Origin of the sequence: Pseudomonas sp. TH34 (genome assembly GCF_016650865.1) — a bacterium.
GTDB classification, from domain to species: domain Bacteria; phylum Pseudomonadota; class Gammaproteobacteria; order Pseudomonadales; family Pseudomonadaceae; genus Aquipseudomonas; species Aquipseudomonas yamanorum.
The window spans coordinates 453,499-464,611 of the sequence record NZ_JAEKFB010000035.1 but is presented as its reverse complement, the minus strand read 5'-3'; the positions used below and the strand labels follow the sequence as shown (position 1 = coordinate 464,611).

The 11,113-nt window shown below is 61.5% G+C and carries 12 protein-coding genes; 3 read left to right on the top strand and 9 right to left on the bottom strand.

Going from position 1 to position 11,113, the window contains the following annotated elements; all coding sequences use genetic code 11:
• Positions 1-86 precede the first annotated feature (86 nt).
• The gene (locus tag JFU58_RS31390; RefSeq protein WP_177025826.1) at positions 87-974 is read right to left on the bottom strand and encodes a LysR family transcriptional regulator; all 888 of its coding nucleotides are present in this window, start codon (positions 972-974) and stop codon (positions 87-89) included.
• 130 nt (positions 975-1,104) lie between these two features.
• On the opposite strand from JFU58_RS31390, the gene lysM reads away from it, so the two are divergent.
• Positions 1,105-1,545: a peptidoglycan-binding protein LysM gene (lysM, locus tag JFU58_RS31385; protein WP_010168967.1), complete on the top strand. Its 441-nt coding sequence runs from the start codon at positions 1,105-1,107 to the stop codon at positions 1,543-1,545.
• Positions 1,546-1,665: 120 nt separating this feature from the next.
• On the opposite strand, the gene yrfG is transcribed toward lysM, so the two are convergent.
• Entirely contained in the window at positions 1,666-2,328 is a 663-nt protein-coding gene (gene yrfG / locus JFU58_RS31380; RefSeq protein WP_063033576.1) for a GMP/IMP nucleotidase, read from the bottom strand.
• Between the two features lie 87 nt (positions 2,329-2,415).
• Here yrfG and nudE point away from each other — a divergent pair, with 87 nt between their 5' ends.
• Positions 2,416-2,982: an ADP compounds hydrolase NudE gene (gene nudE / locus JFU58_RS31375; RefSeq protein ID WP_003213218.1), complete on the top strand. Its 567-nt coding sequence runs from the start codon at positions 2,416-2,418 to the stop codon at positions 2,980-2,982.
• On the top strand, positions 2,979-3,815 hold the full coding sequence (gene cysQ / locus JFU58_RS31370; RefSeq protein ID WP_017478129.1) for a 3'(2'),5'-bisphosphate nucleotidase CysQ: 837 nt from the start codon (positions 2,979-2,981) through the stop codon (positions 3,813-3,815). Before nudE ends, cysQ begins: the two co-directional genes overlap by 4 nt.
• Before the next feature lie 127 nt (positions 3,816-3,942).
• Here the strand turns inward: cysQ and JFU58_RS31365 are convergent, their stop codons facing one another.
• Genes JFU58_RS31365 through rfbB form a run of 7 tightly spaced genes read right to left on the bottom strand, consistent with a single transcriptional unit; the run spans position 3,943 to position 11,027 of the window.
• Positions 3,943-4,398, bottom strand: coding sequence for a YiiD C-terminal domain-containing protein (locus JFU58_RS31365; RefSeq protein WP_177071061.1), 456 nt, complete (start codon positions 4,396-4,398; stop codon positions 3,943-3,945).
• Positions 4,399-4,425: 27 nt separating this feature from the next.
• Positions 4,426-5,811 carry a sigma-54-dependent transcriptional regulator gene (locus JFU58_RS31360; protein ID WP_063033574.1) on the bottom strand — a complete coding sequence of 462 codons (1,386 nt, stop codon included), beginning with the start codon at positions 5,809-5,811 and terminating at the stop codon, positions 4,426-4,428.
• A complete protein-coding gene (locus JFU58_RS31355) occupies positions 5,808-7,616 on the bottom strand; it encodes a sensor histidine kinase (RefSeq protein ID WP_201143068.1) in 1,809 nt (602 codons plus the stop codon). The genes JFU58_RS31360 and JFU58_RS31355 overlap by 4 nt, the downstream gene beginning before the upstream one ends.
• A 36-nt stretch (positions 7,617-7,652) precedes the next feature.
• The gene (rfbD, locus tag JFU58_RS31350; protein WP_201143067.1) at positions 7,653-8,534 is read right to left on the bottom strand and encodes a dTDP-4-dehydrorhamnose reductase; all 882 of its coding nucleotides are present in this window, start codon (positions 8,532-8,534) and stop codon (positions 7,653-7,655) included.
• Positions 8,531-9,076 (bottom strand): dTDP-4-dehydrorhamnose 3,5-epimerase, encoded by a 546-nt coding sequence (rfbC, locus tag JFU58_RS31345; RefSeq protein WP_201143066.1) that lies wholly within the window; start codon positions 9,074-9,076, stop codon positions 8,531-8,533. The genes rfbD and rfbC overlap by 4 nt, the downstream gene beginning before the upstream one ends.
• Positions 9,073-9,948 (bottom strand): glucose-1-phosphate thymidylyltransferase RfbA, encoded by an 876-nt coding sequence (rfbA, locus tag JFU58_RS31340; protein WP_063033570.1) that lies wholly within the window; start codon positions 9,946-9,948, stop codon positions 9,073-9,075. The genes rfbC and rfbA overlap by 4 nt, the downstream gene beginning before the upstream one ends.
• On the bottom strand, positions 9,945-11,027 hold the full coding sequence (gene rfbB / locus JFU58_RS31335) for a dTDP-glucose 4,6-dehydratase (protein WP_201143065.1): 1,083 nt from the start codon (positions 11,025-11,027) through the stop codon (positions 9,945-9,947). The genes rfbA and rfbB overlap by 4 nt, the downstream gene beginning before the upstream one ends.
• Between the last annotated feature and the right edge of the window lie 86 nt (positions 11,028-11,113).

The window sequence follows — 11,113 nt, the reverse complement described above, 5'->3', positions numbered from 1 at the left end:
CCACCGGAAGTATTCAGCTGTAAGACTAGGCGCGACAAAGGGTCGCGTCTAATCGTCAGTACTGATCTACCGATAGATGCTGTCGATCAAGGTTCCAGCAGCGATTTCTGGTACAGCGCAAAACACGCTTCCGCCAGCGCCGAGCGGGGCGCACTGCGGCGCATGATCAGCCCGAGGCGGGCCAGCGTGTGAGCGTCTTCAATGGGTTGCAGGCGCAGGTGCTCGGTGAGGGCATCGAGGCCGCCGTCCAGTGGCATCACCGCGCAACACAGGCCGCCGTGCACAGCTTGTAACAATTGATGGACGGCGTCGGTCTGCAACAGCGGCTGCGGGTTGAGGCCTCGGCTGTGGAAGTTGTGGTCGATGGACTGGCGAAAGTGCATGCCGCTGGTGAGCATGCCCAACGGCAGTTCGATCAGCGCTTCCCAGCTCAACGGCTTGTCGCCGAAGCTGAAGAACCGTTGGTCGTACAGCAGGCCCATGCGGGTTTCGCCCAAGGCCAGGGAGTCGAAACGCTCGGCGTCCAGGCGTTCGAGGTACGACACGCCGAGATCCAGGCGGTTGCTCGCCAGTTGTTCGAGGATTTGCTCGGAGCTTAACGCGGACAACTCAAAGCGCAGGCTCGGGTGTCCCTTGTGCAGCTTCTGCATCAATGCCAGTGGATCGAAACTCGACAACGGCACCACCCCCAGGCGCAACGTGCCCACCAGATTGCCGCGACACGCCGCCGCCTCGGCCTGCAAACCGTCGTACGCCGCCAGCACCGTGCGTGCCCAGGCTAGCACGCGTTCGCCGGGGGCGGTAAAGCCTTCGAAGCGCTGGCCGCGATTGACCAGCGGCAACTGCAGCTCTTCTTCCAGGCTGCGCAGGCGCATCGACAGGGTCGGCTGGGTGATGTGGCAGCGCGCCGCCGCCTGGCCGAAGTGACGGGTTTCGTCGAGGGCGATGAGGAATTTCAGCTGTTTGATGTCCATCTTCGCTCCGGGCTTATTCCAATGCGGTGGGATTCTAGCGTGTTTGGGTCTTTGGTCAGGCTGGAACCCAATTCTGTAGGACTGGTCTAGTCTTTGGCATCTGGAAATTAAATCCCAAGGAGAGCGCACCATGAGTATTTTTAGCTTTGTTAAGGAAGCGGGCGAGAAGCTGATTGATCTGTTGACGCCGGGTAATGCCAACGCGAGCGAGCAGTTAAAGGATCACGTGGCCAAGGTCGGGTTGGGTAACCCCAATGTGCAAACCACCGTCGACGGTGACAAGGTGACCGTGACAGGTGAAGTCGCCAGCCAGGAAGAGAAAGAGAAGATATTGCTGGCGCTGGGCAACATCGCCGGCGTTGCGAGTGTTGATGACCAGATCACTGTTTCCGGTCCGGTTGTCGCTGCCGCCCGCTTTGTAGTGGTGAAAAAGGGCGACACCCTGAGTGCGATTTCGCTGGCGGTGTATGGCAACGCCAACCAGTACAACAAAATCTTCGAGGCCAACAAGCCGCTGCTGTCCCATCCGGACAAAATCTACCCAGGGCAGACGCTGCGTATTCCTGAGTAATACGCGGACCAAATGTGGGAGCGGGCTTGCTCGCGAAAGCGGTGGATCAGTCAATATATTCAGTGGCTGAAACACCGTATTCGCGAGCAAGCCCGCTCCCACATTGGATCTTCAGCGTTGTTACAAACCTACGATCAATTCCCGGTAATCCCCAACCGCTGCAAACTCCGCCGTGTCCTTGGGCCCCTTCCGGCTGTCCGGTTCCTTCACCGCCAGCAAGTGCCCCACGCCAAAGGCCCGGGCGCTGCGCAGGATTGGCAAGGTGTCGTCGATAAACAGGCTGCGGGCCGGGTCGAAGGCGATGTCGGCGTGCAGGGCGTCCCAGAACTGTGGGTTTTCCTTGGCAAAACCATAATCATGGGAACTGATCAGTCGCTCGAAATAAGGCGCCAACTCGATGCGTTCCAGCTTCAACGACAGCGAATCCCGATGGGCGTTGGTGATCAGGATCACCCGCTTGCCGGCCTGTTTGATCGCCGCCAGGAACGTATCGGCATCCGGGCGCAAGGCGATCAGGTGCGCGGTTTCCAGCTTGAGTTCGCGCACCGGGATCTTGAGTTCGGCGCTCCAGAAATCCAGGCAATACCATTGCAACTGTCCGGCGTTACGCTCGAACAGTGGTTGCAACTCCATCTCGGCCATGGCCCGGCTCACACCATGCAACTCGGCATAGCGCTGGGGCAGGTGCTCCATCCAGAAATGGTTGTCGAAGTGCAGGTCGAGCAAGGTGCCGTCCATGTCCAGCAGGACGGTGTCGATGGCGTGCCAGGGCAATGGAGGCATAAAGAACACTCATGTAAGAAAAGATATCCGACACAGACAATCGGAAAAGCCACGGTATAGTAACCCGATCACGCCAAGGAGCCGCTCATGCGCCAGAAACCCACCGTCCTCGCCCGCGAAATAGTCGCCAGTAGCCGTTTGTTCCGCGTGGAGGAAGTGCAATTGCGCTTTTCCAATGGCGTGGAGCGGACCTACGAGCGCCTGGTGGGAAGGGGGGCCGGTTATGGCGCGGTGATGATTGTGGCGATGATCGACTCGGACCATGCGTTGCTGATCGAAGAATATTGCGGCGGCACCGACGAGTATGAGCTGTCACTGCCCAAGGGCTTGATCGAACCGGGCGAAGACGTGTTGGCGGCAGCAGACCGTGAGCTCAAGGAAGAAGCCGGTTTTGGCGCCCGACAGTTGGAACACATCACCGAGCTGTCGCTGTCCCCCGGCTACATGAGCCAGAAAATCCAGGTGGTGCTGGCCACCGAACTGTATGAAGAACGCCTGGAAGGCGACGAGCCGGAGCCCATGCGTGTCGACCGGGTCAACCTGCGGGAGCTCTCGCAGTTGGCGCAGAACGAGCAGTTCAGCGAGGGCCGTGCCTTGGCGGCGCTGTATCTGGTGCGCGACCTGTTGACTCAACGCGGGGCGTTCCAGCCATGAGCGAACTGTTCCTGGGTCACCCGTTTATTGCCCCCGTGATCGAATTGGCCCGCCAGGCCGGTGAAGTCATCCTGCCGTATTGGCGCGCCGATGTTGCCGTGACCACCAAGACCGATGATTCACCGGTCACCGCCGCCGATCTGGCTGCCCATCACTTGATCCTCGCCGGGCTTACTGCCCTGGACCCGAGCATTCCGGTGCTCTCGGAGGAAGACGCCGACATTGACCAGAGCGTGCGTGCCGGTTGGCAGCGCTGGTGGCTGGTGGACCCGCTGGATGGCACCAAGGAATTCATCTCCGGCAGCGAGGAGTTCACCGTCAACATCGCCCTGATCGAAAAAGGCCGCGTGGTGTTCGGCGTAGTGTCGATGCCCACCAGCGGTCGGTGCTACTTCGGTGGTGCCGGTCTGGGTGCCTGGCGTTCCGATGTGGGCGCTGCGCCCAAGCAAATCCAGGTGCGCCAGACACCGGCGACGGGTGAAGCGTTTACCGTGGTTGCCAGTCGTCGCCACACGAGCCCTGAACAGGACCGCTTGCTCGCTGGCTTGAGCGCCGGATTGGGTGAGTTGAAGCTGGCCAATATCGGCAGTTCATTGAAGTTTTGCCTGTTGGCCGAAGGCAGCGCCGATTGCTACCCGCGTCTGGCGCCGACCTCGCAGTGGGACACCGCCGCGGCACAGGGCGTACTGGAAGGGGCGGGTGGTGAGGTGCTGGAATTGAATGGGCAGCCGTTCAGCTATCCGGCGCGAGAGTCGCTACTGAATCCGTTCTTTTTGGCATTACCGGCTAAAGCGGAGTGGCGTGAGCGGTTACTGACTCTTGCCCGCTCTTAAACCAAACACCGATCAATTGTGAGAGCTGGCTTGCCTGCGATAACGGTGGGCCAGCCAACAAAAATATCGACTGACAGTACGCTATCGCAGGCAAGCCAGCTCCCACAGTGGTTATGGGTAATGGCTTCTAGCGGTGCAGGACGTACTGCCCGGTAAAGGCCACGGCTCGCTCTTCACTGCCCTCGTTGACGATCCATGTCTCCAGCGCCAAGCGCGCCCGGCCATACCGTTTATAGGTTGCCAAAAACCGCTTCCACACCTTCTCATCAGGTGCCGGGCAAATCGCCGTCGCATCGGTACTCACCGGCAGCGGATAACTGATCTGCCCTTCCTGAATCACGATGTGCCCGTCTTCGATCCCTTCCTCACGCAACTGCAAATGCAACCAACCCCAACCCGCAAGCACGGCGCCGCAATACAGGCTGCCACCAAACATGGTGCTCTTGTGGTTGATGTTGGCGTCCAGCGGCAAGTGCAGTTGCAGTCGCCGGTCCTGCCAGTCGATAACCTTGAGGCCCATTTCCCGGGTCAAGGGAATGTCGTGGTGAAGGATCGACTCCAGGTAACGGCTATCGCGACTCATGGTGGCCTCGTGTCAGGTGGAAAAGGGTCATTCGTCGTCAGCGTGACTGTTGCCGCTGTCAGCGAAATTCAGTCCGTGCTTGCGCAGTTTGTCGTGCAGGGTTTTACGCGGCACACCGAGGGCTTCGGCAAGACTGCGCATGGAGTTGTGGGTGCGTGCCAGCTCTGCGGCGATCAGGCTTTTTTCAAACTGCTCAACCTGTTCGCTCAACCCCCCGGGCGTGCTGGTCAGGAGACTGGCTGAAGGGCTGTCCGAGGTGCTGTCCAGCGCCAGCTCAAGGCCCAGGGCGAAACGCTCGGCGGCGTTTTGCAGCTCGCGCACATTGCCCGGCCAGCTGTGACGCAACAGCAGCGCGCGTTGCCCCGGTTGCAGCTCTTTCATCGGTAGCCCGTGGCGGGTGCTGGCTTCGTCGGCAAAGTGCTGGAACAGCATCAACGCATCCTCACCCCGCTCACGCAGCGGCGGAATGCGCAACGGCGCGACGTTGAGGCGGTAATACAAGTCGGCCCGGAATCGCCCCTGGTCGGCAGCTTGGCGCAGGTCTTCCTTGGTGGCGGCGATGATGCGGATATCCAGCGGGATCAGCTGATTGCCGCCAAGACGTTCCACCACGCGCTCCTGCAACAGTCGCAGCAGCTTGACCTGCACATCCAGGCTCATGCTTTCGATTTCGTCGAGAAACAGCGTGCCGCCATTGGCGAATTCGAATTTGCCGATGCGCCGCTTCTGGGCGCCGGTGAAGGCACCTGGCTCATGGCCAAACAACTCGCTTTCCACCACCGACTCGGCCAGTGCGCCGGCGTTGATCGCCACAAATGGGCCGGTGCGCCGGTTCGACAGATCGTGCAGCGCACGGGCCACCACCTCTTTGCCGGCGCCGGTCTCGCCGAGGATCAGCACGTCGGCCTTGGTCGCCGCCAGCGCACCAATCTGCTCGCGCAGGCGCAGCATTTGCGGCGAGTGTCCCACCAAGCGGGTGCTCAATTGTTGGCGGTCGCTCAAGGCCAGGCGCAGGCTGCGGTTGTCCAGCACCAAACGGCGCAAGGCCAAGGCACGGCGCACGCTGTCGAGCAGGGCGTCGCTGGCGAAAGGTTTTTCCAGGAAGTCATAGGCGCCGGTACGCATCGCTTGCACCGCCAGTGGCACGTCGCCGTGGCCGGTAATCAGCAGCACCGGCAGTTCCGGGTCCTGGGCGTGGAGCTCCCTCAACAGTTCCAGGCCGTCCATGCCGGGCATGCGGATGTCGCTCACCACAACCCCCGGCCAGTCCCGGGACAGGCGCGCGGTCAAGCCTTGGGCTTCGCCGAGAGTCAGGACCTTCAGCCCGGCCAGGTCCAGGGTCTGGCACAGGGCCTGACGCAGGTGTGGATCATCGTCGATCAACACCACCTGAATCTGGTTATCGATACTCATACACTGCGGTCCTCGGACGGTTGCAGACTGACGCCCGGTGCTCCGGCGCGCAGTTTCAAGGTTAACAGCGCGCCGCCTTCCTTGTGGTTGGCGAACAACAGTTCACCGCCAAAGGCGCGCATCAGGGTGTCGCAGATCGCCAGGCCCAACCCCAGGCCCTGGGTGCGGGTCTTGGTGGTGTAGAAGGGCTCGCTGGCGCGGCCCAAGGCTTCCATACAGAACCCCGGGCCGTTGTCGCGAATGTACAGGTTGACGCCCTGTTCGGTGGTTTGGGCACTCAACCAGAGTTTGCGCGGCGGGCCTTTTTCGGTCAGGGCGTCCAAAGCGTTGGCCAGCAGGTTGCCCAGCACCTGGCGCAGGCGGGTTTCGCCGGCTGCGACCCACAAGGTGGCTTCGGGCAAATCGCGGATCAACTCGACTTCCATGGACCGCCTGCGCTTGGCCAGCAGCGCCAGGGCATCGTCCAGGGCCGGTTGCAGGGCCACGCTTTCCGGTGCGTGGCGGTCGCGTCGGGCGAAGGCGCGCAAGTGGGCGATGATCGAGGCCATGCGCCCGGTCAACTCGCTGATCAGCTTGAGGTTGCCACGGGCGTCGTCGGTGCGTTGGTGGTCCAGCAGGATCTCGGCGTTTTCCGCGTAGCTGCGAATCGCCGCCAGGGGCTGGTTGAGTTCATGGCTGATACTCGCCGACATGGTACCCAGCGCCGACAATTTGCCGGCCTGCACCAAGTCATCCTGGGCACGCACCAGTTCCTGCTGGGCATGTTCACGTTCCAGCACTTCCTGTTTCAAGCGCCGGTTGAGGCCTTCCAGGTCGCTGGTCCGCTCGATCACGCGCATCTCCAGCTCGCGACGGGCCTTGGCTTCGAAGGCGATGCGTTCCAGGTAGTGACGACGGCGCTGCATCATCAGGCCGAGCAACAGCATCAGCACCAGCAGGGCGGCGCCACCCACAGCGACCACGGTACGCACCGGGCGGCTGATCAAGGTACGGGGCGCGAGAATCTCGACTTTCCAGCCGGTTTCGGCGATGTCCGTGGATTGGCGCACCCACGCCGTCGGGCTGAGGCTCAGCGGCTGCGGGTCGCGGGTCGGATAGGGCTGGATGGCGATAATGGCGCGGCGTTCTTCGTCCGTCAGCGGCCGGGTGGCGCGGAATCGCCATTGCGGGCGCGAGGTGAGGATCACCACGCCGTTATGGTCGGTCACCAGCAGTTGTTCCGGTGTGTTGCCCCACAGGCTTTCGGTGTGGTCCAGGTCGACCTTGACCACCAGCACGCCGATGATCCTGTCGCCATTGCGCACGGCGGCGGCGAAGAAGTAGCCGCGCTTGGCCGAGGTGGTACCCAGTCCGAAGAAGCGTCCCAGGCGCCCGGCCATGGCTTCGCTGAAGTACGGGCGAAAGGAAAAATTACGCCCGACGAAGCTGTCCTGCTTGTCCCAGTTGGACGCGGCGAGGGTCTTGCCGGTGGTGTCCATCAGGTACATCACTTCCACCCCGGCTTGGGCGGCGACGTCCTTGAGCAGGTGGTTGGCGTTGACTAGGTTGGTGCTGACCTGGGGGGCGTCGATGGCGGTACGCAGGGCCGGCAGGTCGCCGAGAATTTGTGGCAACACTTCGTAGCGGTGCAGGGTGCCCAGCAGGTTGGCGACGTACAGGTCCAGCGTCTGACGGTTCTGACCGGCCAGTTCGCTGCGGTAATAACGCTCGGCCAGGTGCTCCAGCGGCCACAACAACGGTGCCAGGCACAGCGCCAGCAACGCCAGGCTGCGCCAGCGGGGTCTTCGCGGAAGGGGTGGAGTCATGGAAGTCATGCGCCTGTGGGTACAGGCGCATTATGCCTAGTGCTGCTCGGCAAGACACTCGCGCAATGCGTCGTGCCACTGCGGTTGCGAGACGTGCCACTGCTGTTGCAGGCGGCTGCAATCGAGGCGCGAGTTCAGCGGGCGCTTTGCCGGGGTCGGATAGGCGCTGGACGGAATCGGTTCCAGTTCGGCGCAGGCACGGCCGTTGGCCTGTAGTTGCTCGCCGATGGCCTGGGCAAAACCGAACCACGAGGTCTCGCCTTGGGCGGTCAGGTGATAGACACCCCAGTCCCCGGCCTGGCCTGCTTGCCAGCGTTCGATCAGGGCACGGGTGCTGTTGGCGATGGTCCCGGCCCAAGTCGGCGCACCGATCTGGTCGGCAACGATGCGCATCTGCGGTTTTTCCTGCAGCAAGCGTTGCATGGTCAGCAGGAAGTTTTTGCCATGGGTCGAGTAGACCCAACTGGTGCGCAGGATCAGGTGTTCACCGCCGACTGCGGCGATCGCCTGTTCACCGGCCAGCTTGCTTGCGCCGTAGACGCCCAGCGGGTGGGTGGCGTCGTTTTCGTTGTAGGGCGCGGCCTTGCTGCCGTCGAACACGTAGTCGGTGGAGTAGTGGATCAGCGGAATACCCAGTGCCTTGGCTTCCTCGGCGAAAACGCCGGGCGCGGTGGCGTTGATGGCGAAGGCCACGTCCGGTTCGCTCTCGGCTTGATCCACCGCCGTGTGGGCGGCGGCATTGATGATCAGACCGGGGCGATGGGCGCGCACTTGCTGGCGGATCTGCTCGGGGTGGTTCAGGTCCAGCTGGTCGCGGCCCAGCACGATCAACTCGCCCAGGCCCTGGAGGCGCTGTTGCAGCTCCCGGGAGACCTGGCCGTGTTGGCCGCTGATGAGGATTTTCAACGGTGCGTTCATGGAAAGAGGTCGGCCTCTTGCAAGCTTTTACCGGCCAGGTCCTTGGCGGACAGTTGCGGCGTCTCGGCCAGTTCCCAGTCGATGGCCAGCGTCGGGTCGTTCCAGAGGATGCAGCGCTCGGCACTCGGCTGGTAGTAATCAGTGGTCTTGTAGAGGAACTCGGCGTAGTCGCTCAGTACCACAAAACCATGGGCGAAGCCTTCCGGTACCCACAGCTGGCGATGGTTGTCGGCTGAAAGCCGCACGCCCACCCACTGCCCGAAATTGGGCGAGCTGCGGCGAATGTCGACGGCCACATCCAGCACTTCGCCAGCAGTGACGCGCACCAGTTTGCCCTGGGTATGTTCGAGTTGGTAATGCAGACCGCGCAGCACGCCTTTTTGCGAGCGGGAGTGGTTGTCCTGCACGAAATCACGCTTGAGCCCGGTGGCCTCTTCAAAGGCCCGGGCGTTGAAGCTTTCGTAGAAAAAGCCGCGCTCGTCGCCGAACACTTTCGGTTCGATGATCAGTACGCCTGGCAACGAGGTGTCGGTGACTTTCATTTACGCTCCCCGACCAGTGAGTACAGGTATTGACCATAGCCGGTCTTGCCAAAGTATTTAGCTCGCTCCAGCAGGTGGTCGCGGTCGATCCAGCCGTTCTCGTAAGCGATTTCTTCCAGGCACGCCACTTTTAAGCCTTGGCGGTGCTCGATGGTCTGTACGTACTGAGAGGCTTCCAGCAGGCTGTCATGGGTGCCGGTGTCGAGCCAGGCGAAACCACGGCCGAAGCGTTCGACATGCAGGTCGCCGCGCTTGAGATAGGCGTTGTTGACGTCGGTGATCTCCAGTTCGCCGCGCGGCGATGGCTTGACCGCCTTGGCGATCTCGATCACGTCGTTATCGTAGAAGTACAGGCCGGTCACCGCATAGCTGGATTTTGGCTTGGCCGGTTTTTCTTCGATGGACAGGGCTCGGCCTTGTGCGTCGAAATCGATTACGCCGAAACGCTCCGGGTCGTTGACCCAGTAACCAAACACGGTCGCACCGGACGGGCGCTCAGCAGCCGTGCGCAGTTGGTCGCCGAAGTGTTGGCCGTGGAAGATGTTGTCGCCCAGGATCAAGCACACCGGATCATCACCGATAAACTCTTCGCCAATCAAAAACGCCTGTGCCAGACCGTCCGGGGACGGCTGTTCTGCATAGGTGAAGCGCACGCCAAACTGGCTGCCGTCGCCCAACAGATTGCGGTATTGCGGCAAGTCCACCGGGGTGGAAATCAGCAGAATGTCCTTGATCCCGGCCAGCATCAGCACCGAGATCGGGTAGTAGATCATCGGCTTGTCATACACCGGCAACAGCTGCTTGGATACGCCCAAGGTAATAGGGTGCAAACGAGTGCCGGAGCCACCGGCCAATACGATTCCCTTCATCATGCGATCAAATCCTTAACGTCAGTGTTGCCCAATCGTTCGCCCTGATAACTGCCGTCCTGGACCCTGCGGCACCATTCCAGATTATCGAGGTACCACTGCACGGTTTTGCGCAGGCCGGTTTCAAAGGTTTCTTCGGGCACCCAGCCCAGTTCGCGTTCGATCTTGCTGGCATCGATCGCGTAGCGCTGGTCGTGGCCCGGACGATCCTTGACGAAGGTGATCAGGTCGGTAAATTTTTCAACGCCGACCGGACGCTGAGGGGCCAGCTCTTCCAGCAGGCCGCAGATGCTGCGCACCACGTCGATATTCTTCTGCTCGTTATGGCCGCCGATGTTGTAGGTCTCGCCTACCACACCTTCAGTTACCACTTTGAACAGCGCGCGGGCGTGGTCTTCAACGAACAGCCAGTCGCGCACTTGCAGGCCATCGCCATACACCGGCAACGGTTTACCGGCCAGGGCGTTGAGGATCACCAGCGGGATCAGCTTCTCGGGGAAGTGAAACGGCCCGTAGTTGTTCGAGCAGTTGGTCAGCAATACCGGCAGGCCATAAGTGCGCTGCCAGGCACGGACCAGGTGATCGGACGCAGCCTTGCTGGCCGAGTACGGCGAGCTGGGCGCGTAGGGCGTAGTCTCGGTGAACAGGTCATCAACGCCGTGCAGGTCGCCATACACTTCATCGGTGGAAATGTGGTGGAAGCGGAAGGCACTTTTCGCTGGCTCTTCCAGCTTCTGCCAATAGCCGCGCGCAGCCTCCAGCAAGCTGTAGGTGCCAACGATGTTGGTCTGGATAAAATCCGATGGGCCGTCGATGGAACGGTCCACATGGGACTCGGCCGCCAGGTGCATGATCGCGTCGGGCTCAAAGCGCGCCAGCACGGCGCTGACGGTGGCCTGGTCGATGATGTCGGCCTGGACGAACTCATAGCGGCTGTTGTTCGCGACGCTGGTCAGCGACTCGAGGTTGCCTGCATAGGTGAGTTTGTCCAGGTTGAGCACTTCGTGCTCGGTGTGTTTAATCAGGTGCCGGATCAGAGCGGAACCGATGAATCCGGCGCCGCCGGTGATGAGAATGCGCATGTCGGAAGCCCTTTTCCTTAGACGGACATTAAGCGAATGGAGCATAGCTTGAGTTGTGGCGCGAGACGGTGCAAGGGGTGATGGCA